This is a genomic window from Bacillus sp. FG16, assembly GCF_057809515.1.
In genome coordinates, this window is sequence record NZ_JBMDKC010000013.1 from 16,194 (window position 1) to 40,238 (window position 24,045).

General features: G+C 33.1%; 23 protein-coding genes. 18 read left to right on the top strand and 5 right to left on the bottom strand.

The features are described 5' to 3' along the window. Positions 1–135 precede the first annotated feature (135 nt). Positions 136–1,350, bottom strand: a complete 1,215-nt coding sequence (locus ACODS7_RS07200) for an MDR family MFS transporter (RefSeq protein WP_029442585.1) — start codon at positions 1,348–1,350, stop codon at positions 136–138. Positions 1,351–1,451: 101 nt separating this feature from the next. Between ACODS7_RS07200 and ACODS7_RS07205 the strand changes: the two genes are divergently transcribed. The 5 genes from ACODS7_RS07205 to ACODS7_RS07225 all read left to right on the top strand — a co-directional run bounded on the left by ACODS7_RS07205 (position 1,452) and on the right by ACODS7_RS07225 (position 6,977). After that, a complete protein-coding gene (locus tag ACODS7_RS07205; RefSeq protein ID WP_029442584.1) occupies positions 1,452–3,188 on the top strand; it encodes an ABC transporter substrate-binding protein in 1,737 nt (578 codons plus the stop codon). A gap of 159 nt (positions 3,189–3,347) precedes the next feature. Next, positions 3,348–3,971 (top strand): YhbD family protein, encoded by a 624-nt coding sequence (locus ACODS7_RS07210; RefSeq protein WP_016081229.1) that lies wholly within the window; start codon positions 3,348–3,350, stop codon positions 3,969–3,971. A 13-nt stretch (positions 3,972–3,984) separates the two neighbouring features. Continuing rightward, positions 3,985–4,695: a bactofilin family protein gene (locus ACODS7_RS07215; protein WP_016081230.1), complete on the top strand. Its 711-nt coding sequence runs from the start codon at positions 3,985–3,987 to the stop codon at positions 4,693–4,695. Positions 4,696–4,713: 18 nt separating this feature from the next. After that, positions 4,714–5,421 (top strand): polymer-forming cytoskeletal protein, encoded by a 708-nt coding sequence (locus ACODS7_RS07220; protein ID WP_000401031.1) that lies wholly within the window; start codon positions 4,714–4,716, stop codon positions 5,419–5,421. Between the two features lie 23 nt (positions 5,422–5,444). Further along, on the top strand, positions 5,445–6,977 hold the full coding sequence (locus tag ACODS7_RS07225; RefSeq protein WP_029442583.1) for an MDR family MFS transporter: 1,533 nt from the start codon (positions 5,445–5,447) through the stop codon (positions 6,975–6,977). A 54-nt stretch (positions 6,978–7,031) separates the two neighbouring features. On the opposite strand, the gene ACODS7_RS07230 is transcribed toward ACODS7_RS07225, so the two are convergent. Further along, positions 7,032–7,352, bottom strand: coding sequence for a hypothetical protein (locus ACODS7_RS07230; RefSeq protein WP_016081233.1), 321 nt, complete (start codon positions 7,350–7,352; stop codon positions 7,032–7,034). 252 nt (positions 7,353–7,604) lie between these two features. On the opposite strand from ACODS7_RS07230, the gene ACODS7_RS07235 reads away from it, so the two are divergent. After that, on the top strand, positions 7,605–8,384 hold the full coding sequence (locus ACODS7_RS07235; protein ID WP_029442582.1) for a BC_2878 family exosporium-associated protein: 780 nt from the start codon (positions 7,605–7,607) through the stop codon (positions 8,382–8,384). A gap of 354 nt (positions 8,385–8,738) precedes the next feature. Here the strand turns inward: ACODS7_RS07235 and ycaC are convergent, their stop codons facing one another. After that, positions 8,739–9,374, bottom strand: a complete 636-nt coding sequence (gene ycaC, locus ACODS7_RS07240) for an isochorismate family cysteine hydrolase YcaC (RefSeq protein WP_016081235.1) — start codon at positions 9,372–9,374, stop codon at positions 8,739–8,741. A 315-nt stretch (positions 9,375–9,689) separates the two neighbouring features. On the opposite strand from ycaC, the gene ACODS7_RS07245 reads away from it, so the two are divergent. After that, entirely contained in the window at positions 9,690–10,460 is a 771-nt protein-coding gene (locus tag ACODS7_RS07245; protein ID WP_243168315.1) for a GNAT family N-acetyltransferase, read from the top strand. 402 nt (positions 10,461–10,862) lie between these two features. Here the strand turns inward: ACODS7_RS07245 and ACODS7_RS07250 are convergent, their stop codons facing one another. After that, positions 10,863–11,294, bottom strand: a complete 432-nt coding sequence (locus ACODS7_RS07250; protein WP_029442581.1) for a GNAT family N-acetyltransferase — start codon at positions 11,292–11,294, stop codon at positions 10,863–10,865. 224 nt (positions 11,295–11,518) lie between these two features. On the opposite strand from ACODS7_RS07250, the gene ACODS7_RS07255 reads away from it, so the two are divergent. The 7 genes from ACODS7_RS07255 (at position 11,519) to ACODS7_RS07285 (ending at position 17,976) form a co-directional block, all read left to right on the top strand. Next, positions 11,519–12,379 carry a DegV family protein gene (locus ACODS7_RS07255; RefSeq protein WP_016081238.1) on the top strand — a complete coding sequence of 287 codons (861 nt, stop codon included), beginning with the start codon at positions 11,519–11,521 and terminating at the stop codon, positions 12,377–12,379. A gap of 290 nt (positions 12,380–12,669) precedes the next feature. Next, positions 12,670–14,253, top strand: coding sequence for a M3 family metallopeptidase (locus ACODS7_RS07260; protein WP_243168314.1), 1,584 nt, complete (start codon positions 12,670–12,672; stop codon positions 14,251–14,253). A gap of 12 nt (positions 14,254–14,265) precedes the next feature. Next, a complete protein-coding gene (locus tag ACODS7_RS07265; RefSeq protein ID WP_088114747.1) occupies positions 14,266–15,018 on the top strand; it encodes a WecB/TagA/CpsF family glycosyltransferase in 753 nt (250 codons plus the stop codon). Positions 15,019–15,033: 15 nt separating this feature from the next. After that, on the top strand, positions 15,034–16,032 hold the full coding sequence (locus ACODS7_RS07270; RefSeq protein ID WP_050843971.1) for a phosphotransferase: 999 nt from the start codon (positions 15,034–15,036) through the stop codon (positions 16,030–16,032). Between the two features lie 20 nt (positions 16,033–16,052). After that, the gene (locus ACODS7_RS07275) at positions 16,053–16,754 is read left to right on the top strand and encodes a 5'-methylthioadenosine/adenosylhomocysteine nucleosidase (RefSeq protein WP_029442578.1); all 702 of its coding nucleotides are present in this window, start codon (positions 16,053–16,055) and stop codon (positions 16,752–16,754) included. A 19-nt stretch (positions 16,755–16,773) separates the two neighbouring features. Then, on the top strand, positions 16,774–17,448 hold the full coding sequence (locus ACODS7_RS07280) for an HAD hydrolase-like protein (RefSeq protein ID WP_016081243.1): 675 nt from the start codon (positions 16,774–16,776) through the stop codon (positions 17,446–17,448). 33 nt (positions 17,449–17,481) lie between these two features. Beyond that, on the top strand, positions 17,482–17,976 hold the full coding sequence (locus ACODS7_RS07285; RefSeq protein ID WP_140163767.1) for a GNAT family N-acetyltransferase: 495 nt from the start codon (positions 17,482–17,484) through the stop codon (positions 17,974–17,976). 200 nt (positions 17,977–18,176) lie between these two features. Here the strand turns inward: ACODS7_RS07285 and ACODS7_RS07290 are convergent, their stop codons facing one another. Beyond that, the gene (locus ACODS7_RS07290) at positions 18,177–18,593 is read right to left on the bottom strand and encodes a hypothetical protein (RefSeq protein ID WP_000591761.1); all 417 of its coding nucleotides are present in this window, start codon (positions 18,591–18,593) and stop codon (positions 18,177–18,179) included. A 121-nt stretch (positions 18,594–18,714) separates the two neighbouring features. Between ACODS7_RS07290 and ACODS7_RS07295 the strand changes: the two genes are divergently transcribed. From ACODS7_RS07295 to ACODS7_RS07310, 4 genes are all read left to right on the top strand, one after another. After that, positions 18,715–19,362 (top strand): response regulator transcription factor, encoded by a 648-nt coding sequence (locus tag ACODS7_RS07295; protein WP_000865979.1) that lies wholly within the window; start codon positions 18,715–18,717, stop codon positions 19,360–19,362. After that, positions 19,355–20,731, top strand: coding sequence for a sensor histidine kinase (locus ACODS7_RS07300; protein WP_029442574.1), 1,377 nt, complete (start codon positions 19,355–19,357; stop codon positions 20,729–20,731). The genes ACODS7_RS07295 and ACODS7_RS07300 overlap by 8 nt, the downstream gene beginning before the upstream one ends. 189 nt (positions 20,732–20,920) lie before the next feature. Next, entirely contained in the window at positions 20,921–21,763 is an 843-nt protein-coding gene (locus ACODS7_RS07305) for a peptidylprolyl isomerase PrsA (protein ID WP_029442573.1), read from the top strand. A 319-nt stretch (positions 21,764–22,082) separates the two neighbouring features. Beyond that, complete coding sequence (locus ACODS7_RS07310; protein WP_029442571.1) at positions 22,083–23,822, top strand: Xaa-Pro dipeptidyl-peptidase; 1,740 nt, start codon at positions 22,083–22,085, stop codon at positions 23,820–23,822. The last annotated feature ends 223 nt before the right edge of the window (positions 23,823–24,045 follow it).

The window sequence follows — 24,045 nt, forward strand, 5'->3', positions numbered from 1 at the left end:
AAACACCTCACTTTCTTTAAGTGAGGTGTTTTTAGTTGTAAACAAGGAACTTCTCCTTTCATATGCGAAATACTTCACTTTTGTTTTTTTGCATGCATCCAATAAGGAATGTTGACCTACTGAAAAAGTAGTAACCTATAAATTATGTGTAGGATGGTTCACGATTTTTTTACGTTCCAAATGTTGAACAAACAGTGCTTGAACGATGCCCCCAACTAATAAGAAGCAAGCGCAAATATAAAAAAGCATACTACCACTTAGTTTACTTAATAAAACTGCACCAATAACTGGTCCACACGTTCGAGATATATCCCAATGTATACCGTAAATTGAAAAATATAACCCACGTTTATCAGGAGGTGCAATTTCTGAAACGAATCGTAATAAATGGTTTAGAGCAATACTTTCTCCAATGACTAAAAAGAGTAAGGTGAAGAATAACGACAATATCGTCGTTGAATAACTAAAGCCAACTGCAGCTATTGTAAAGCAGGTATAAGAAATAAGGATGATTTTCGCCATAGAAAATCGTTCAGACCATTTTACGAGGAAGATTTGTAGAATGATTTCCAAAATGGCTTTGCATGTTGAAATAAATGCGAGTATGAATACGAGATTAGGAAATACATGTTCTGCGAAAATACGATAATTCGTCTCAGTTTGTGCATAAAAAAAGCTAATAGGAAGTGTAGAAACCATAAGACCGAATATGGCGTAATGTTTAAAAACAAATTGCTTTGGTGAACTTGCCTCAACTGTTTGTTTTGACTTACTTATAGGTGGAACGGTTTCTGGGAGCTGTGTCCAAACAACAACGGCATATATCGTAAGGGTTACGCTTTGCACGATAAATAAATATTCTGGGTGAGTATTATAAAAACTTGCACCGATTAAAGGGCCGATTACAGATCCAATTGCTCCCATCGTTTGTAGAAGAGCAAAAATTTCTGCTTGCTGCTCTTTTTTTGTTAAATCAGCAATTTGTGCACGTTGAGCCGGAATATATAAGGAACGGCCAATGCCATTAATGACATATAACAGTGCAAATATAAAAACGGATTGAGCGAAAACGAAACTACCGATTGCAACACTTTGTAGCAATAAGCCGAGTAACATAATCTTTTTTCGACCATATTTATCAGTAATCCCTCCAGCAATAAGTGTAAATAAAATGTCTGAAAGTGGCTGTAATCCGAAAATCAGCATAGTTATTATTACATTGCCGTTTAACATTTTATTAACGTAAATAATCATAATGATAGCTAGCATAGATTCAGTCGTTCGGGTTAATAATTCACCACACAGTCTAATAAAAATAGGTTTATTGTAACGAAGTAAGAGATAATTCAATATTAATTCCTCCTTTCTATATTGAAATGATAAGATGAAAGAAGAATTGGAAAAAGGGTAGAAACAATAGGGAGTATTTTTCACCTTTTAGGGGGATTATGATGTTTATTTTAGATCAATACATTGAACTATGGATTGCTTATGGAAAAGGGAAAAAAGAGGGAGAACGATTGGAAGTAACAGTGCAAAATATATCTGAAACATTATTTTGTACAGAGCGTAATAGTAAATTAATTATAAAAAAATTAGATGAGTTAAATTGGATCAAGTGGTTTCCAGGTCGCGGCAGGGGAAATCGTTCTAAGTTAATATTTCAAAAGCACCCGATATCTTTAATTTTAGATAGAGGAAAAGAAATAACGAAAAAAGGGGATGTGAAAAGCGGAAGCATATTTGTGGAACGCTATAGCTCACATTTTCCGTCAGTAAAGGGAGAATATCACTGCTGGGTGGATTCAATATTTGGTCATAAGATTGAAATGACATCTGAAGGGAGAAGAGATGTACTCCGGTTGCAAGTACAAATGAATTTAGATATCACATTAGATCCTGTATACGCTACAATGCGTTCAGAATGTCATATGGTAAAACATATATTCGACACACTCGTGTATGTAGACGGTAATACAAACATTATAGAGCCAAGACTGGCATTTCACTGGGAATATAATGACGCTGAAAAAATATGGACGTTTTATTTACGAAAAGGAGTTCACTTTCAGAATGGAAAACAACTTACTGCACATGATGTTATATACTCATTGAATCGATTTATGAAGCTGGAAAATAATGCACACGCATGGATGTTACAACACGTTGAAAGTATCCGTTCAGTGGATGACTATGTTGTCGAAATTCAATTACATACGGAAAATAAAATGTTTTTACATATGATAAGTGCAGAACAGTGTTCTATCGTGAATGAAGATGAAGCAGGAGAGCTAATTGGAACAGGGCCTTTTCAATTATATAAAAGTAATGAAAATCTGTTCATTTTAGAAGGTCATCCTTTATATTTTCGTGAAAGACCTTTTTTAGATCGTGTTGAGTTGTGGAATGTAGAACAAGGTGTAAGTACATACGATGTTTTAGTAAAGGCGCAGTATAAAGATAAAGAAAAACATAATAAAGAATTGTCTCGGCTTGAGTCGAACGTGACATATATAACATGTAATCTTACGAAAGAAGGACCAATGCAAGATGAGTTATTTCGGAAAGCGTTATATAAAATCATTCATGGTTATACAATCGTTCAAGAACTCGGCGGAGAACGTGGAGAAGTGGCAAAGAAACTAATATTAGCAGGTGAAAGCATTGTAGAGATTGAGGAAGATGTAGAAAGTTTAATTAAAAGGAGTACTTATCATAATGAAGTGCTACAGCTCTACACATTTACAGGACGAGATCATGTTGAAGATGCACAATGGATACAAAAAGAGTGTGCGAAGTACGGGATTCGTGTAGAAAATAATTTTCTTGATATAGAAGAGCTATTGGAAGTAAGTACGATACAAAAGGCTGATATGATGCATGATAGTGCCACAATAAGCGAACGAATAGAAGATAGTCTATTATATATGTTTCTTACAAAAAATAGTTTTATTCATGGACAAAGCAACATGGACTTTTATGAAAAGTTGTCTATTTATTTTAAACAAGAAGAATTAGAGAAAAGAGTTACATTGTTACGCGATATTGAGGATACTTTGTTACGTCAAATTCATATTATTCCTTTGTATCGTAATAAACAAGAGGTAAGTACACATGAAAAAGTCCAAAATATAATGATTAATTCACAAGGTTGGATTGATTTTTATAATATTTGGTTTAAATCTTGATATATAAGGGCTTTTGCGCATTTTCATAAGATGTGTAAGAGTCTTTTTTGTATGTGGGAATAGGTTTGTTTTACACATTGTTACGCTACTTGTGATAAAAGTCTATTTACAGCGTAACAGTGTTATGTTACATTGTTATCAGGAAGGAGTGTTATACAGTTGAGTACAGATTTGATTTCAAAAAAAGATTTATTAGAACTAACTGGCATTTCATACGGACAGTTATATAGGTGGAAAAGAAAAAATTTAATACCGGAAGATTGGTTTGTACGAAAGTCAACATTCACGGGTCAAGAGACATTTTTTCCGAAAGAAAAGATATTAGAGCGTATTGATAAAATCCAAACGATGAAAGAGGATTTATCACTTGATGAACTAGCGAATATGTTTTCACCGAGTGTGAGAGAAATTCTTTTAACAAAGGAAGACATTTTACGTAAGGAGATTGCATCAGAACCAGTTTTACAATTTTTCATAGAACAAACGAATAAAACAGCAGAGTTTCAATTTGTAGATATTCTTTATGTGTACATGTTAGAAGAATTATTACAATCGGGAGATATTAGTTTAGAAGAAGGAAAAATGGTCTTGCAAGTTTTACGTGAAAATTATGAAGCAATTAAACATAAAACTTGTGATTTAATCATTGTACGAAAGTTAGGGATTTCTACATGTTTATTAGTTTCAAACGTGGAAGATTTAATTTTTGAAAAAGGCACTAAAATCGTTTTACGCGAAGCGATTATGAAATATACCGAAGCATTAAAAACGAAATTGTTGTAGTGGAGGAGAAAGTATGCGTACAGATAATTTGATTATAAATGGTTACGGTTCATCGAATGGTGGCGAGTTTCATAAAGTGCAATTAAACGGAAAAGGTACTGTGAATGGAAATGTTGAATGTGACCAATTTGAATGTAACGGTTACGGTGCCGTTACTGGAAATTTGAAAAGTAGCAATGCAAGAATTAGTGGATCAGGTAAAATCGACGGTACAGTTCATGCTGAAACGATGCGAATTGATGGAAAAGCAACAATTACGCAAGATGTGAAGGCAAACAGTTTGAAAATTGCAGGAAAAGGTACGGTAGGTGGAAATGTTACTGGTGAAGAATTTAAAGTCAATGGTCAAGCGACAATTGATGGTAATTGTGAAGTGGATACGTTTTCTTCAGAAGGACAATTTACAATTGGTGGATTACTAAGCGCTGATGAAATAAATATTAATATTCACGGTACATGTCGAGCGAAAGAAATTGGTGGTCAAACGATTAAAGTAAAACATAGACTAAGTACTTTTAGTAGGCTGTTTAAATCAGTATTTGGTATGCAATTAGAGGCTGAACTATTAGAAGGTGACAATATCGATATTGATTATGCTCACATAAGAACGGTAAGAGGAAATAATGTTACGGTAGGACCGAACTGTGAGATTGAACTGATCGAATATACGGGTGTTCTTACTGTTGATAAAAGCGCAAATGTAAAAGAAATTAAGCAGATTTAATGGAAGGGAGAAAATGATATGGAACATCAACATAGTCTTACTGTTAATGGTTCTGGTAGTTCAGCAGGCGGAGATTATAATAAAGTGAAGATTCGCGGTGAAGGAACGATTTCTAATGACATGAGCTGTAATGAATTTAAAACGTACGGCACGAGTGAAGTGTGCGGTAATATGAAAGTGAAAAGTTATGTCGTGTATGGAGATAGTGAAGTACAAGGAAATGTAGATGCGGAATATGTAAAAGTATACGGAAATACACAAATGCATAGTGATGCTCATATTGAAAAAATAAAAGTAAGAGGTATGATAGAAGTTAAGGGGAAATTAACTGGTGATTTCGTAGATGTGAAAGGCGCTTTAAATGTAAAAGGAGATATTGAAGTTGAAGAACTATCACTGACTGGTGGCCTTGAAAGTGATGGATTACTTAATGCTGAAAATATTGAAATTTCACTTCGTTATGAAGGTAGCAAAGTAAGAGAAATTGGCGGTAAGAAGATTACCGTTCGTAAAAAAGCGAGATTTATTCCATTTACAAATCATGCTGGAAGCCTCCAAACGTCTATCATTGAAGGAGATGAGATTTATTTAGAGCATACGATTGCTGAAGTAGTAAGAGGAAACAACGTTACCATTGGTCCAGGATGTGAAATTAGTGTTGTAGAATATCATACTAGTTTTAACCAAAAAGGTAATGCAGTTGTAAAAGAACATAAACAAATATAAGTAGTACGAGGGAGAGCAAGGTTATGGTTGAGAAGAATAATAAGCTCGGCTTTGTTGTGGCGGGCTTATTGCTAGGTATTTTAATGGCATCAATGGATAATACCATTGTCGTAACAGCGATGGGCACAATTGTTGGTGACTTAGGAGGCCTTGAAAACTTTGTATGGGTCGTTTCTGCCTATATGGTCGCAGAAATGGCAGGTATGCCGATATTCGGTAAACTATCAGATATGTATGGTAGAAAGAGATTTTTTATTTTTGGTTTAATCGTCTTTATGATTGGTTCGGCACTTTGTGGTACTGCTGAAAATATTACACAGTTAGGTATTTATCGTGCGATTCAAGGTATTGGCGGCGGGGCATTAGTGCCGATCGCGTTTACTATCGTTTTTGATATTTTCCCTCCTGAAAAGCGCGGGAAAATGGGTGGGTTATTCGGAGCGGTATTTGGTTTATCAAGTATTTTTGGGCCGTTACTTGGTGCGTATATTACAGATTACATAAGCTGGCACTGGGTATTTTATATTAACTTACCACTTGGCATTTTAGCACTTATTTTTATTACATTCTTTTATAAAGAATCACGAGTTCATAGAAAGCAAAAAATTGATTGGTTTGGCGCAATTACTTTAGTTGGTGCAGTAGTTTCTTTAATGTTTGCACTTGAACTTGGCGGACAAAAGTATGATTGGGATTCTAACTTTATTTTAAGTTTATTTGGTGGATTCGCTATTTTAATTATTGCATTCATTTTTATTGAACGTAAAGTAGAAGAACCGATCATTTCATTTGAGATGTTTAGACAACGTTTGTTCGGAATGAGTACAATTATTGCTTTATGTTACGGAGCTGCGTTTATGTCAGCAACTGTGTACATTCCGTTATTTATTCAAGGTGTATACGGTGGTACCGCAACAAACTCAGGATTATTACTTTTACCGATGATGTTAGGATCAGTCGTAACGGCGCAGTTAGGCGGATTTTTAACAACTAAACTTAGCTACCGAAACATCATGATTATTTCTGCGGTTATTATGCTAATTGGATTATTCTTATTAAGCACGTTAACGCCAGAAACAAGTCGTGCATTATTAACAGTTTATATGATTATTATCGGATTTGGAGTCGGTTTCTCATTCTCTGTACTAAGTATGGCAGCTATTCACAACTTCGGTATGGAACAGCGCGGGTCTGCGACTTCGACGAGTAATTTCATTCGTTCATTAGGTATGACACTTGGTATTACAATCTTCGGAATGATCCAAAGAACAGGTTTCCAAGATCAATTAGAAGAAGCGTTTAAAGGTATGAGCGGGGGAATGAATACAAAATTAGGGGATTCAAGAGCCATTTTATCAGAATCGGCAAGATCTCAAATACCTCCGCAAATATTAGATAAGATTATTGACGCTCTTTCTAGTTCAATTGTTCAAACATTCATGTGGGCATTGGTACCAGCTGGATTAGCATTCATATTCATTTTCTTTATGGGAAATGAGCGCATGGTAATTAAGAAACAACAAAAAAATAAAAAGAGCGAAACATCAAAAGCGTAATGAAAAAGCTCCTTTCCAATTGGAAAGGAGCTTTTTCGTATGTATGGTGTTAGATTAGCCTTCGATAATTTCGTATTCTTCGTCTGCAAGTAATAAAATTTGTGTTTTCTTACCTTTGTTTTGAACTTCGATTACATCGTATGCACCTAAGTCTCTTACTTTGCTTTGAGAAGCGTTAACCATAACTTCCATAGAATCGATTAAGATATCTTCTTCAATGTATGATTCAGGCAATGCCATATCTTCAGTTTCTAATACACATGCGTATAGATTTTGTAAGTTTTCAGCAGTTGGGTTTTGTTCCTCAACATCAATGATGTTTTTTACTACTTCCATATTTTCTTCTTTTACTTGGTATACTTTAATTTTAGCCATTGTTTTAATCTCCTTTATAACGTAATCGTAGAGGCTACACTTCATTATAACGTTTTTTTCATGAAAGATGAAATTGTTATATGTATTTATAGTAAAAATTATGTGTTCTTACTCATTATTGGTGTAATTACCTTACTAATATTATGAATAGGTAACGATATTCCTACGTTAAAGTTATATTGTCCAAGCTTTTTTGTTTTCCTTTCATATATATGTATTAGTTATTCTATATAGAGAAGGGATGGAGTGTAAGTGGATTGTGAGCCGAAACGTGATTGTGGATGTTGCCAAAATAGTATATGTGAATTTTTACAAAGTCTAGAACCGTATACTAAAGTTGAAAGTATTGTAATAGCAGGAAACGAAATCGTTGTATCCTATTTTCTTTCATTTAATGCGATGAAAGGGATTGTATCATTCGTACAAGAAGACAGTGAGGTTATTTTTGTAGATTGCTCAAAAATTGATGCAATCCGAATAGGAAAAGTTTGTAGTTGCAAATCGAAAGTTAAATATATTGAAGAGGACTTTAGCCTGCTAGGAAATGTTTGCCCGCAATGTTTAACGGAGGGGAGTAGAATCTTTTTCGATTTTAATAATCCGGAATTAAATGTGTCTTTCCAAGCAACAACAATTAATCCACCTAGATGTACTGAATTTACAGATGAACTTGGGAATGTAGTAAAGCAAATTACTATAGTAGGCGAGGCGATTGTTTCTAGGGATTTCGTTCAAGTGCCTGAACTGTTAGGTTTTCGATTGCTTTTATCGCATCCAGCTGGAGATCCTTTAAACTACGGATTGTTATTTATTAATTTTCCTGATGCAATTTTTATTTTTATATTGGCATCAAGTGGATACCTTTCCATTTCGAACTGTTTAAAAATAGATAGTGGAACTGGTAATGCCGAAATAGAAGATCTGAAAAAAATGATAAAGGATGACGATAACACGTACAAATCGGTTGTTAAATTGACTAAAGTATATAAGAACGGCGCGACGGAATCTTTTATTTATAAAAATGAGTTATAACATATCTATTGATTAACCCTCTTACATTATATTGAGGGTTTTTACATATATGAGGTGGATTGTAGTATTAAAGTAAGTGCTTTGTTAATAGGAGTGTTAAAAGTTAATTATTAATAGGTAAGAGTAATTTCCTATTACAGAACTGTTTATTACAATAAATTATTTCAGTAAAGCTAGGGAAATACTATTTAAGTAATCTAAATATAGTAAGGGCGTAACAGATAATATAGGTAAAACAAATAAGAAAAGGGCTATTTAAGCAGCCCTTTTTTAATTATGTAATTAGCTCTTAGAAGTCTTTATTGTTTTTATAAAGTTTTCCAAAACTGATATAATGTTTGATCAAGAATTGAATTATTTACTAAATTCTTTTTGAGCTGTCCTATAGCTTCCGATGATATTTTGGTAACTTGGGAGATGTTTAGCAAGTAAATTTCCAAAGCCTTCAATATCATTTCGCCAGTCACGCTGTAATTCTGCTGCCACGCTAAACCAGTTCATTAATTGGACTCCTCCGTGGGCCATGCGCATTAGGGCAGCATCAGCAACTTGTTTACTAAAAGTTCCGGATGCATCGGTTACAACAAACACTTCATAACCTGCCTTTACAGCTGATAACGCTGGGAAAGCAACACAAACATCAGTAACTACTCCTGCGATAATTAATTGTTTTTTACCAGTTGCCTCAATAGCTTTGACAAACTCTTCATTGTCCCATGCATTAATTTGTCCAGGGCGCGCTATTTTAGACGCATTGGGAAATAATTCAATTAATTCTTGCATAAGTGGACCATTAGGACCGTCTTCGAAGCTAGTTGTTAAAATAACTGGTAAATCAAAAAAATTAGCGGTATTAGCAAGCGCTAAAACATTGTTCTTGAACTCATCAACACCGTAGTCACGCACAAGGCTGGAGATAAGACCAGTTTGATGATCCACTAAAAGAACAGCGGCATCACTTTTTGAAAGACGAGAATAGAAATCAGACATTTTATAATCCCCCTTAAAAAGCTTATTTATAAATTAATCTTACATTTATTCAGCTTAATTGGATATATGGTTAAAACTTTATCAACAAATAGGTTTCATTTAGATAATAAGATATATATTCTGAAGTCAAAAAAGTGAGGTACTCTTTTTTTATTAGATGTTATAATAATTTTATATTTGCGAATAATTTATAATTATATAAAAATTTAGTTTGATAGGTGTTTGCTTATATGGTAAATGGTCGATTGAAAAATTATATAAGTTGATTCTTAAAGATTTAGAATAAGATTGATTTTATAGAAGGCGGGAATGTAAATGATATATGAAGCGGATATGGATACAAGAAAAAAACTAGTTTCTATGTTTAATGATTTCAATAACGTTGTTTTACTTTCTTATTTACAAGGGCATATGGGTACTGCTTGGGTAAATGATCTTGAAAATCCAACAGTAGCACAAGTTACGGTAGGAATTTTCACATTTTACGCTGGAGACCCAAATGTGCAAGAAATAGAAGAGTTATTACGTAATATTCCTGAAAGAATTTTAGTTATCGTAAATAGTGAAGAGTGGAAACAACGCTTAGAAACATTCCATGAAAGAAAAATAGATAAGTTTTTACGCTATAAGTTCAAACGAAATTCAGAAGGTTTTAATCGTTCAAAATTACAGTCTTTTATATCAATACTTCCAAAAGGATATGAGTTAAAAAGAATAGATGAGCATATCGCAAATAGCCCTACATTACATAAGATCTCCGAAGATTTTACAAGTCAATTTCAGTCGGTAGAAGATTATATAAACCGTGGTATAGGTTATAGCATTTTATATAACGGAGAAGTTGTATGCGGTGCATCCTCGTATAGTATTTATAATGATGGAATTGAAATTGAAGTAGCGACTGATCACAATCATAGAAGAAAAGGTTTGGCAACTGTAGTTAGTGCAGCTCTTATATTGGATTGCTTAGAAAATGGAAAGTATCCAAACTGGGACGCAGCGAATACTACATCTGCTAACCTGGCAGAAAAGTTAGGATATGTTTTTGATAAAGCGTATGATACTTATTTTGTGGATAATAGATGAGTGAAGGAATTACATACTAAAAAATAAATGCACCCTAGTACATAAGTCTAGGGCGCATTTATTAGTTGGTAAATATCTTCATAACAATCTTATCACATTTTATCTTTTGAATGTTTGGAATTAAAGATATTTATGTAACTTTTTGAAAAAATAAAAGAGCAGCTAGCAAAAGCTAACTGCTCCTCTCCAAGGGAGAATGGAGAAATACAATCATGTTACCTATAGTATTGACGGAACATTAAGTTTTAATCAGCCATTTATAAAAGGAGAGATAAAATATCTTTGATTAATCCTTAGGCTCCGATTAGGAGTACTGATAGAAAAACGATTGAGAATATACTTTTTTATTCCGCATTAAAGGGCAGTAAAACCCCCACTGATTAAAGTTTCACTTTATTACATTTACAATTTAAATAGTAGAACGTGTTTTTCGTAGTTCTCCAAACACCAATTATATTTTTTTAGAATAATTGGATGGACTGCTTCTTTCGTAGTATCGACTTCAGTATAGCCATATTTCTTATAAAAGTTTTCTAATTCCTCAAAAGGAAGACAATATACATCTTGTATTTGTGATTTTCTCGCAGTTTCTACTAAAAATGAAACAAGCTCACCAGCTAATTGTAGCCCTCTAAATTGAGGCAGAATAAAAATTCCGCCCATTTCTAAAGTATCTGCATCTATTTGGACTAATCGTCCAACACCTGCATACTCGTTGTTATATGTAATAATTGCAACTTTATCTCTCTTTAAATCACTTCTTACAAATCCTATCGATTCATATTGATTATTAATCCATTCTAAATCATTAGATGTAGCTAGTTGAATACTCATGTGCATCCTCCTTTGGCCAACTTGCGCTATTTTCATTATATAGAAAATAATTTTAGGAAAAAAGTAGTTGGAATCGCATAATTTTCATTAATAGTTCAAGTTTTGAAGAATAGTGCATACAATATAAAGTGTTTTCCTTTCTTCATTTAAGTTTTACGTATATAATTTAAAAGTACTATTTTTATTTTATTATTTTATATTTATAACAGAATAGAGGTTTAAAAATGGGTGTTAAAATCATTACGGATAGTGCGGCGGATTTACCAGTAGAATTGCTGCAAGCATATGATATTGATTTAATTCCACTCCGTGTATATGATGAAGCAGAAACAGAGTATTTAGATGGAGTAACATTAGAGTCAGTTACATTATTGCAAAAAATGAGAGAAGGCGCTGTTTATAGAACGTCATTGCCTTCACTTGAAACTTTCCAAGAAAAATTTGTTTCTTATGCAAAAGAAGGTAATCCTTGTATATATTTAGCTTTTTCATCTGAACTATCTGGTACATATCAATCATCAGTTGTCATTAAAGAGGAAGTAAAAGAAACATATGCAGATTTAGATTTAGAAATTATTGATACGAAATGTGCTTCGCTTGGTCAAGGTCTTGTCGTTTTAGAAGCTGCTAAAATGGCAAAAGACGGCGCATCAAAAGAAGATATTTTAAACCGTGTCGCTTTTCTAATGAACCATATGGAGCACATCTTTACTGTAGCTGACTTACAGTACCTTGTTAGAGGTGGACGTTTAAGTAAAGTAGCTGGTTTTATCGGTGGTTTACTAAACATTAAGCCGATCTTAAACGTGGAAGAAGGAAAACTTGTACCACTTGAAAAGGTACGAGGGAAAAAGAAAGTACTTGGCCGAATTGTAGATATTATGGAAGAGCGCGGAAAAGACCTTAAAGGTCAAACAATTGCTATGACTCATGGCGACGACTTAGAAACAGCTGAAGCATTAAAATCATTAATTACGGAAAGATTTGGCTGTGAAGTATTTATCGTAAATACAATTGGTGCAGCAATCGGAGCACATACAGGTCCTGGCGTTATAACGTTATTTTTCTTAAATGAAGTAGAGTAAAGGATTGATCTTTTGATCAATCCTTTTTTATTTTTTAATCTGTGATAATCGGTCGATATGGTATTGATGAAGATAAAATCTTTGAAGTTTTCCTATATCAAATGCCCTCTTGTAGAGGGAGTATTTTTTATATGTGGAATGATACTTAATGGTAGAAGAAAAGAGTATAAATACGAATGTATTTATAGAAATCTGAATATTTAATGATATCGAAATTTTGTCATTTCATATATAATTGTGTAGGGAGAAATATCTGTAACTATTTGTAAAAATAGGAGGCGGCTATAAAAATGCAAGAAATTTCTAGATGGGATTTAAATCGATTGTATTTGAATGAGGATATTCTATTTCCGATTTTGGAGTTGAAAGAGCAATATTTTGTAACAAAAGATGTAGAGGTTCTTTCAAAGCTTATACAAGCTATTGAAAAAGCGGAATACTATTTCTACTGTCAATCGGTTGAAGAAAGTATTTCATCTGACCTTACTAAATTGACTGTGAAAGTGAAGGAACTAAAAAGTGAAGTACAGCAAGTAATAAAACATAATGAAGTGGAAACTTCAGATAATACTAAGTTAATAAAAGATGAACTTAATGCGTGGGAAAATATGTACATACAATTACGGGATAGAATAGAAATAGAGCACAATAATAAACTATTATCCTTTGGACAAGCAAATACTATTGCAATGAATAGTGATAATGAAAAGGAAAGATTAGAAGTATTCGAGTTACTTACAAATGCATTAAATAAAGAAAAAGAAATCTTTGCTACTGTATTAAATCAAATAGGAAGATTGCGTAATACAAAGAGTAATGACATAGAAGATAGAGAGATTTTAACACAATCTTTTCATGCGAATGGCATTTCAGAAACTGTATTATTACAAATGTGGAATGTGACAGAAGAAAATCTTGATAAATTAGTAAGTGCTTTAAACATGTATAAGAAAGGGAAGGCTTCGATTACATGGCATGAACTTATGACAGTAAAGGAAAGTAATGAGGTTACTATTCCTTTTTCAGTATCAGTACAAAACGTTTATGATGCATGTAAAAATATTGATGAAGAATTAGCAGAATTTGCACGTAATGCGATAGAAAGTGGATGGATAGATGCTGAACCGAGAGAGAATAAACCATCAGGTGGGTTTTGTGCTCCATTTTTCAGTGAGAAAGAATCGAGAATCTCCATGCGTTATGATGGGAGCATAGATAGTGTAAGAGTGCTGGCTCATGTATTAGGACATGGTTGGCATTTTTATAATATGAGTTTTGAACAATCTACATCTTTTTTAGATGATTATTTGCCGATGAGTATGGCTGAATCAGCATCTATTTTCTTTGAAACGGTACTCTTAAATTATCTAATTGAAACAACGGATAGTAAAGATATGAAAAAGACATTGCTTAGCTGGAAAATAAGAAATAGTTTTAATTATGTAATGGCAATACGAGCATCGTATCAGTTTGAAAAAACATTTTATGAAAAATGTAAAGAGGGTCTATTAAGTGCTGATAAAATTGAGAAATTATCTATAATGGCACAAAAAGAAGCATATGGAAATGCTTTAAGTGAATACCAGCCGTTTGTATGGATGAAATATATTCAATTTTATATAGCAGATGTTCCTTTTTACAATTATCCATACACATTTGGATATTTAGTAAGTTTTAGTTTATTAGAAATAGCTCAAGAAAGTAAAAGTACTTTTCATCCGAAATATAAAGAGTTTTTACGAGAAACAGGAAAGGCTCCAGTAGAGGAGCTTATGAAAAAATATTTTGAAATAGATATAAGGAATTATGAATTTTGGAATAAGGCTTTTATTCAAATTTCTAAAGACATTGATGAATATTTGCAGCTTATTTAAGGAGAGAGTATAGTGGATCAGCAGTTTATAAAAGGTATACCTTTTTCAACTTTAGAATATGCAAAAGCTATAAGTTTATTAAAAGGTTGGCTACATGAGCAGCAAGAGAAACCAAGGTTTGTAGTAACTGCAAATCCTGAAATTGTTATGTCTGCAAGGGAAAATACGGAAAAAGCAAAGCGCTTTAAAAAGATGTTACTATCTGCGGATTTAATAACAGCGGACGGGATTGGTGTCATAATTGGCTCGGAAATATTAAAAGGAACTTTGAAAGAACGTGTTACTGGGGCGGATTTAACTCGTGATTTAATAAAATATTGTAACGACAATGAATATCGTGTCTTTCTTTTTGGAGCCGCTCCAGAAAGTAATAAAAAGGCATTAGAAAAATTAAATGAGCAGTTCCCAGGAGCACAGTTTAAAGGACAGCATGGATTTGTAAATGGTGAAGAAATAGAAAAAATAAAAATAAAAATTAAGCAATTCAAGCCGCATTTACTACTCGTAGGACTAGGTTCACCAAAACAAGAAGAGTTCATCTATGAAAACATACAAACATTAAACGTTCCGCTATCTATTGGTATCGGAGGCATGATTGATATAATATCTGGTACTGTAAAAAGAGCGCCGAAAATAATGAGGGATACTGGAACTGAATGGCTGTATAGGTTACTCTCACAGCCAAAAAGGTTAAAGAGACAACTTGTACTTCCGAAATTTTTATTGTCGGTTATGTTAGAGAGAGTGAAAGGAATGCCAAGTTAAGAAAGGACAAGTAAGATGATAGAGCCGTTATCTAATGAAAAAGCTACAATCATTTTTCAAGAGTTGAAAGTAGAATGCGAAACTTTATTTGAATTTAAAATTCGAAATGCAATACCTATTCATCGTGGTTGGCTAAATTTGAAGTGGAAACTCGAAACGGATGCAGGGGATTTTGTATTAAAGCAATATAATCAAGAACGGTACAAAATGTATAACTCGGACCTTTTAATACAAGCATTACAACAACAGCAAAGATTACATAATAATGGTGTAAGTTGTCCAAAGGTATTAATTTATAAAAATAATGTAATGCATATATCAAAAAGTGATGAAAGATTTATAGTATTAGAACATAAGGAAGGTAGCTTAGTTTCACCAGGAAAAGTGAATCAAAAGGAAATTCACTCTCTTGGTCAGACGATAGGTTATATGCATAACTTGTTAAATGATGGCTCTTTAATAAAAGGAGAAAATCCTAAATTTGTTCCACCTACTAAAGAGGCAAGATTGAAACATTGGGAAGATAAAAGGAGAGAAGTAGAGAATCTAGGAAAAGAGCACATTCTCCCTTATATAAAATTACAACAAGAGGCAACACAATTGGTAAGTGTAGATCAATTTCATAATAGCAAATGTGGATGGGTGCACCGTGATTTATGGGTAGATAATTTCTTGTTTCTTAATGATAAAGTATCAGCGATTCTTGATTTTGATCGCATGGATTACGATTATGTAGAGTTAGATATTGGCCGTGTAGTTATATCGTGTGCATTAAGTGACGGAGTATTAAATAAGAGTCTTGTTGCATCATTTTTAGAAGGTTACCGCAATGAAGTAGACTTTCCAGTAGGGAATATTGTTCGGGCAATTCAAATCCTTTGGTACATGGAAAGTACTTGGTGGATTCATGCCAATATGGATCAGCATAGTGTACCACCTTCACGCTTTGCAGATGAAATGAATTGGATAGCTGAAAATTATGGTGTATTACATAATATATTGGCCGACTTATAAATAAAGAGGAGACTACATACATGAACAGAATCGGCATTATTGGAGCAATGCAAATTGAAATAGATTTACTTTTAGAAAAACTAGTTATACAAGAGGAACAGACAATAGCGGGAATGCCTTTTTATATTGGAGAATTCATGGGAATAGAAGTAATTATTACACGTTCTGGTGTAGGGAAAGTAAATGCAGCTGCATGCGCGCAAACATTAATTCATAAATTTGAGGTAGACTCTATTATTAATACGGGCGTTGCTGGCGGATTACATTCAGATGTAAAAGTCGGCGATATAGTTATTTCAACTAACGTTACTCATCATGATGTAAGTAAAACTCAAATGAAAAATTTATTTCCGTTCCAAGAGGAATTTATAGCAAGTAAGGAATTGGTAGAGTTAGCACGTAAAGCTTGTATTAGTAGTAGTTTACAGATTGCAGTTCATGAAGGAAGAATTGTCAGCGGTGAATGTTTTGTTGAAGATTCAAAGTTAAAGGCGAAATTAATAGACCAATACGCACCTCATTGTACAGAAATGGAAGGGGCAGCAATTGGACATGTTGCCTACATAAATGATATACCGTTTCTCATTATAAGATGTATTTCTGACAGCGCAGATGATGAAGCTCAAATTTCTTATGATGACTTCGCGAAAACTGCTGCGAATTATTGCTCAGAAATTATTATTGAGATGCTTAAAAATATAAAGAGTAAAACTGTACTATAGTTCAAAAGGAGAGAATGAGATGTTACAAGCATTAATTTTTGATATGGACGGAACGTTATTTCAAACAGATAAAATTTTAGAATTATCATTAGATGATACTTTTGATCACTTAAGATCACTACAATTATGGGATACAGTAACACCAATTGATAAATATAGAGAAATTATGGGTGTGCCGTTACCGCAAGTTTGGGAAGCTTTATTACCGGACCATTCTATTGAAGTAAGAGAACAAACAGATGCGTATTTTTTAGATAGACTTATTGAAAACATAAAAAGTGGAATAGGCGCTTTATATCCAAATGTAAAAGAAATATTTACATATATAAAAGAAAATAATTGTTCAATTTACATTGCTAGTAATGGTTTGAAAGAATATTTACGAGCAATCGTAACTTATTATGCTTTAGACAAGTGGGTGACTGAAACGTTTAGTATTGAACAAATACAATCGCTAAATAAAGGTGACTTAGTTAAAAGTATTATGAATAAATATGATATAAAAGAGGCAGCGGTAGTTGGTGACCGGCTATCTGATATAAATGCAGCGAAAGACAACGGTTTACTTGCAATTGGGTGTAATTTTGATTTTGCGCAAGAAGATGAACTTGCTCAGGCTGATGTAGTAATAGATGATTTAATGGAGTTGAAGGGGATATTATCTGAAGTGAAGAATACGCACGCTATGAATTAAATAAGTTAACAACCATAAAAATGCTCAGAATAAATGATTCTCGAGCGTTTTTATGTATTTTCATACTTAGGGGGAATGGACTTGAAAGATATACATATTCAACAAATAGAAAATTTAATGGAATATGAATTCAGTCATCTCGTTCAAGACAGTGAAGAAGAAGGTTTTAATTTCCTTATAAGGCTAATAAATGAATATAAAAACAAAATAAATGTATTCAATAAAACTGGAGAATGTTTATATGGTGTTTTCCGAGGTGATATGTTAATTGGAGTTGGAGGTTTAAATGAGGATCCTTACACAAAAGACAATAAGATTGGGCGGTTAAGGAGATTTTATATTTCAAAGGATTTTCGGCGTATAGGGTTAGGGAACTTATTATTAAACCAACTATTATGTCATGCGGAAAAGTATTTTGAAGTGATTGTATTATATGCTGACACAAAGCAAGGGGATGTGTTTTATACTGCAAATGGATTTGTAAAAGGGGGATTATATAAGGGATCGAGTCACTACAAACTATTATAGAGAGTTCTATCCAAAGAATAGCTACGAACAGGGTTTTTGTTGGTAAATCGATATATCTTAAAAATCGCTGAGATATATATGAAGTTGCGACCCTTATATTAAAAAACAACTTTTATAATTTCATTTACTAAATTGTTATTATAAAAAAGAGCACCTTAGCTTTTAAAATTTAGCTTATAAGGTGACTCCTTTTCAGTCAATTACGTTTTAACGTTCATTTGTTTCAATAATAATCCTGGTTTACCTTTTACATAATAAAAATGCGGATTATTTTCATCATCATAAAGCATAATATAAGGCTTTTCATTTAGTGGGAGCAGTATAAGTACTTCGTCTATTGTAGTGTGTAACCATTGATTAGTAATAGAAACCGGCTTAGATAATGGGATTTTTATCATATAGCCATCTTTTGGAACGACATTTAAGTTTTTAAATGGACCAGTAATTGCTTTAGCGTATTGAACTGCTTCTTTTTGGACTATTGGATCTAAAGATTGTTTTTGAATGACCATTTCTTTTTGACAATCAAACACTTCAATTTGTTGATTTGTATTTGCGAATGCATTTGTTGATAATAGAAATAAAAGAAGAGAAATGACCCCGATTTTTTTTATCATAATACAACACCTCACCATTACTATCCCCTCAAAAGCTTTAAATATTTTTCTGTCACATTCATGTAACAAAGATGTTGTATGATACAATTGGTTTTTGTTTAAAAGCAATGGAGGAAAAAATATGAAAGTTTTAATTGCAGATGACGAACAAGATATGTTAAGAATTTTAAAAGCTTATTTTGAAAAAGAAGGCTTCGAAGTTTTATTAGCAAAAGACGGAGAGGAAGCACTTCAAATATTTTATGATGAAAAAATTGATTTAGCTATTTTGGATTGGATGATGCCGAAACATAGTGGTATTACTGTCTGTCAGGAAATAAAAAAGAATTCAAGCGTAAAAGTATTAATGCTTACGGCGAAAAGTGAAAGTGAAGATGAATTAGCAGCACTTCAAAGCGGGGCAGATGAGTACGTGAAAAAACCATTTCATCCAGGAGTACTAATTACGCGAGCGAAAAAACTTATTCAGCATGATGATATTATTCAAGTACAAGATGTAAAGATAAATTTCGCCAAAAATAAAGTATATAAAAATGATATAGAGTTAGAAATTACAAAAACAGAGCTCGAATTAATAAAATGCTTTTTAAATCATAAAGGAACGATTTTAACTCGTAAAAAATTGCTAGATATTGTATGGGGATTTGACTATTTTGGAGAAGAGAGAACGGTTGATACACATGTAAGAAGGCTGCGTAAAAAAATTGGAGAAAATATTATTAAGACGCATCGCGGGCTGGGCTATAGTTTGGAGGAACAAAGTGAATAAACTTGGGAAAAAGTTATTTTTCAGTATTTCTGCAACTGTTATTCTCATCTTTATGATTTCATTATTATTCATTAACAATCTCTTACCGAACTATAATATTTATAAAACACGTGAAAACTTAAATAAATTTACAACACAAATACAAAATACAACAGTGGAAAATATAGAGGATGTTATTCATACAATTGAAAGTGAAAATAACGTTACAATTGCGTATACGCCAATTAATCAGTCAGAAGATGCTATGAACGAAGCGTTACGCATGCAACTTACGAAAAAGAAAGTAACTTTAAATAAGCTTTGGATTACGAAAGACGAAGTTATGAAAGTGAAGACGGAAGGACAATCGAATAAACTGTACGATCAAGGAAAGGTAAAAGCGAGTTTTTTTGCTAAATATATTGCGAAGGATGATACGATAATTTTAATTGGGACTTCCATTGCGAATTCAAATGAAATTATAAATACGTTAAATACATTTTACTTATACATCGTATGTTTCTCGCTCCTTCTTATTATTTTACTTGTGTGGATACTTTCAAAAATAATAACGACGCCACTGAAGGAGCTAAGTGATGTGGCTCAGGATATTTCACATTTGCAGTTTAAAAGAACGAAAGTGAAAACGAATGATGAAATAGGAGAGTTGGCCAATAGTATTAATATCATGAGTGAAAAACTACATGAAGCACATCAAGACTTAACTGATCGTAATGAACATTTAAAACGATTTATGGGTGATGTGACGCATGAATTAAAGACACCGATCGCATTAGTAAAAGCATACTCTATGGGGATTAAAGATGGATTAGATGATGGGACTTACGTAGATACAATTATTAAACAAACAGATCAAATATCAAATTTAATTGAAGAACTATTACGATTTTCTAAACTAGAAAGAGATATTTTACAAAAAGAAGAATTCCCCATTGAATCACTGGTCCAGAGTATATTAGATAAGCATCAGATAGAACTGGATTCGAAAGAAATTAACTTGCAAGTAAACTGTAATACGAGCGATACAATCGTTTATGCAGATTTAAATAAAATGAGAATGGTGTTTCAAAATTTAATTTCTAATGCAATAAAATATTCAGCAAATCAAAACATAATAATTACTTTAGAAGATAGAAATAAAAGTATATATTTTCAAATAAAAAATGGCATTCATACGGAAAAAATTAAAGATATCGATAAAATTTGGGAGCCTTTTTACGTACTAGAATCTTCTCGTAGTAAAGAAAAATCAGGTACAGGATTAGGACTAGCGATAGTGAAAAGTATTTTAGAAAGACATGGTTTTGAATATGGAGTTTCCTCTATAGATGGAGAAATTCAATTTTATATAAATGTGAAAAAGGATTAATGAAAATATTAGTCCTTTTTGCAGCTTTAGAGGTTAGCGATACAGGATGAATCACCTTAATTTTCAGAATAGATGTATTAAATGGAGAATTAGCAAATGTTCTACTTTCATTAAATTCACGTGAAGTTCACAGGGAAACGTTATATTTACATAGTTACATTTGAATTTAATGAAGTGAGGTATTCGGATTTGAAAAGAAAGAAATTAGTAATTGGTAGCATTTTAATGGGGATGACGTTATCTTTATCTGCATGTGGTTCATCAGATAATATTGTAACTACAAAATCAGGAAGCATTTCAGAAAGTGATTTTAACAAAAAATTAAAAGAAAACTACGGTAAACAGAATTTATCTGAAATGGTAGTAGAGAAAGTATTAAATGATAAATATAAAGTTACGGATGAAGAGGTAACGAAACAACTGAAAGAATTAAAAGACAAGATGGGCGATAATTTTAGTACATATATGGAATCTAATGGTGTGAAAAATGAAGATCAGTTGAAAGAGAAATTAAAGCTTACTTTCGCTTTTGAAAAAGCTATTAAAGCAACCGTAACGGAAAAAGATATTAAAGATCACTATAAGCCAAAGCTTCAAGTTAGCCATATTTTAGTGAAAGATGAAAAGACAGCAAAAGAAATTAAAGAAAAATTAAATAGTGGCGAAGATTTCGCGGCATTGGCTAAACAATATTCAGAGGATCCAGGTTCTAAAGAAAAAGGTGGAGAACTATCTGAATTTGGACCTGGTATGATGGTGAAAGAATTTGAGGATGCTGCATATAAGTTAGAAGTTGGTCAATTGAGTGAACCTGTTAAATCTTCTTTCGGATATCATATTATTAAGTTAACGGATAAAAAAGAGCTTAAACCGTATGAGGAAGAGAAAGAGAATATTCGTAAAGAATTAGAACAGCAACGTATACAAGATCCTCAATTCCATCAACAAGTTACTAGAGATCTGCTTAAAAATGCAGATATAAAGGTATCTGATAAAGACTTGAAAGATACCTTTAAAGAGTTGGAAAAATAATAAATGGAATGTAAGGCAATCGATAGAAATATTGGTTGTCTTTTTCTCTATTTATCCCGCTATTTGCCGGGCAGTAAGACCCCACCTCAAAATTCAGCGGAAGCAAAGAAGTTAGGTGGGGGCCCCGCTGCCCGTAAACGCCCGATTGGTGAGGGCTCACTTTATATAGAAGCTGGGAGTGGGAAAATACTTTCACACCTGTATTGAATTTTACTTAACAAGAAATCTTTGAGTTTCTCAACTTTTATATAAAAATAAAACTGAATTTTCAGTTATTTTGTTATATAGTAAAAGAGAACGAATAAGGGGAGGGAACATTTTGAGTAAAAAGAAAATGGCAATTACACTGTCAGCAATGCTATCTGCAACAATTATACCTAGCTTTACTATGGATGTGCATGCAGAGAAGAAGGAAGAGACTAAAAATACGAAAATTGAATTAGAAAATGGGATGACAAAACCGATTTATTCTCTCGATGAAGCCATTATCGAAAATTTATATGTAGAGACAGAAGTTGATAGTGATCGCGACGGTAAGAAAGACAGAGTATCGATAAAAGTTATGCGTCCAAAGACAGATCCGAATGTGAAGGTTCCTGTTATTTATGAAATGAGTCCATATCGATCTGGATTAAAAGATGTTCCTGTATATAATGTAGATGAAGAATTGTATGCGTATGAAGGAAAACCGTATGGAGCGGTTAATCTTGGTTCGTATGGGAACTATTACGTGCCAAGAGGTTATGCAGTTATTCTAGGCGAAAGTATCGGTACTGGAAAATCAGATGGATGCCCTACAACTGGAGATGAACAAGAAATACTCGGTACAAAGTCTGTTATTGATTGGGTAAACGGTCGCGCGAAAGCATTTACAGAACAGGGTGAGGAAGTTCAGGCAAATTGGTCTACAGGAAATGTAGGTATGACTGGAGTTTCTTATAATGGTACATTACCAAATGCTGTTGCGACTACTGGAGTTGAAGGTTTAAAAACAATTATTCCAATCGCAGCAATTAGTAGTTGGTATGATTATTATCGTGCAAATGGTGCAGTCATTGCGCCAGGTGGATATCAAGGAGAAGATACAGATAATATGGCAGAAGCAGTACTAACAAGAGAAAATCCTGAGGTTTGCGGGCAAGTAATAAAAGAGTTAACAGCTGGTCAGGACCGGAAAACTGGTAATTATAATGATTTTTGGGATAAACGCAATTATGTAAAAGATGCTAAAAATGTAAAAGCAAGCGTATTTGTTGTTCATGGTTTAAATGATTGGAATGTTAAGACGAAGCAGTTCGCGCAATGGTGGGATGCACTCGGAGAAAATAATGTTCCTCGTAAAATGTGGCTACACCAAGGTGGTCATGGTGGGACATCAAGTAATAACTGGCAGCAAACACAAAATAAATGGTTAGATTATTGGTTGTATGGAATTGAAAATGGAATTATGGATGAACCAATGGTTGATGTGCAAAGAGAAAATAAATCGTGGCAAAAGATAAAAAATTGGCCAGATCCAGCGGCTGTACCTTCAAAAATCCGTATGTATCTAAGTAATAAATCAGTCAATTTGCCACTAAGTATGGGATCGGCTAATAAAGTTTTCTCATTCTTAGATGATGCACAAATGAAATCAAATCAATTAGTAGCAAACCCAGAATTAGAAGTAGCCAATCGATTAGTATATACAATGCCTGTACTTCAAAAAGATACACGCATAAGTGGTACACCAAAGATTTCAATTACAGGAAATATTGATCGATCTGTATCAAATTTAACAGCATTACTTGTTGACTATGGAGGAACGAAGCCGGAAATCGTAACACGAGGCTGGATGGATCCACAAAACTTAAAGAGTATAGAAAATTCAACAGTGATTCAACCGGGCAAAGATTATACATTTACATGGGACATGCAGCCAGATGATTATGTCTTTAAAGCTGGACATCAAATAGGGGTTGTTTTAATTGCTAGCGACTATGATTATACAATTAGACCGAAAGCGGGCACGAAACTTACAGTGAAATTAAGTGAAGTGACATTGCCGATTGTGAAATAAATATTTTTTACAAAGAGCTTACTAAAGTAAGCTTTTTATTTTATAGTCTGAATTTTTAATTTTATATTTCGGATTGGAAGGTTATGTAATACAATATCATTATATTCTATGGAAAGTGAGTGATATATTATGACAGTCAGCTCTTTCGAAAGCGCATTAAAATTAGAGGTACGAGAAGATTAGTTTAATTGAAATCTTCCGTACGTAAAAACGGAGGAGAAAA

Coding starts and splice junctions, on each gene's coding strand:
- ACODS7_RS07205 (WP_029442584.1), top strand. CDS start 1,452: ATGTTTATTTTAGATCAATACATTGAACTATGGATTGCTTATGGAAAA.
- ACODS7_RS07215 (WP_016081230.1), top strand. CDS start 3,985: ATGCGTACAGATAATTTGATTATAAATGGTTACGGTTCATCGAATGGT.
- ACODS7_RS07220 (WP_000401031.1), top strand. CDS start 4,714: ATGGAACATCAACATAGTCTTACTGTTAATGGTTCTGGTAGTTCAGCA.
- ACODS7_RS07225 (WP_029442583.1), top strand. CDS start 5,445: ATGGTTGAGAAGAATAATAAGCTCGGCTTTGTTGTGGCGGGCTTATTG.
- ACODS7_RS07230 (WP_016081233.1), bottom strand. CDS start 7,352: ATGGCTAAAATTAAAGTATACCAAGTAAAAGAAGAAAATATGGAAGTA.
- ycaC (WP_016081235.1), bottom strand. CDS start 9,374: ATGTCTGATTTCTATTCTCGTCTTTCAAAAAGTGATGCCGCTGTTCTT.
- ACODS7_RS07245 (WP_243168315.1), top strand. CDS start 9,690: ATGATATATGAAGCGGATATGGATACAAGAAAAAAACTAGTTTCTATG.
- ACODS7_RS07250 (WP_029442581.1), bottom strand. CDS start 11,294: ATGAGTATTCAACTAGCTACATCTAATGATTTAGAATGGATTAATAAT.
- ACODS7_RS07255 (WP_016081238.1), top strand. CDS start 11,519: ATGGGTGTTAAAATCATTACGGATAGTGCGGCGGATTTACCAGTAGAA.
- ACODS7_RS07260 (WP_243168314.1), top strand. CDS start 12,670: ATGCAAGAAATTTCTAGATGGGATTTAAATCGATTGTATTTGAATGAG.
- ACODS7_RS07270 (WP_050843971.1), top strand. CDS start 15,034: ATGATAGAGCCGTTATCTAATGAAAAAGCTACAATCATTTTTCAAGAG.
- ACODS7_RS07275 (WP_029442578.1), top strand. CDS start 16,053: ATGAACAGAATCGGCATTATTGGAGCAATGCAAATTGAAATAGATTTA.
- ACODS7_RS07280 (WP_016081243.1), top strand. CDS start 16,774: ATGTTACAAGCATTAATTTTTGATATGGACGGAACGTTATTTCAAACA.
- ACODS7_RS07285 (WP_140163767.1), top strand. CDS start 17,482: ATGATTCTCGAGCGTTTTTATGTATTTTCATACTTAGGGGGAATGGAC.
- ACODS7_RS07290 (WP_000591761.1), bottom strand. CDS start 18,593: ATGATAAAAAAAATCGGGGTCATTTCTCTTCTTTTATTTCTATTATCA.
- ACODS7_RS07295 (WP_000865979.1), top strand. CDS start 18,715: ATGAAAGTTTTAATTGCAGATGACGAACAAGATATGTTAAGAATTTTA.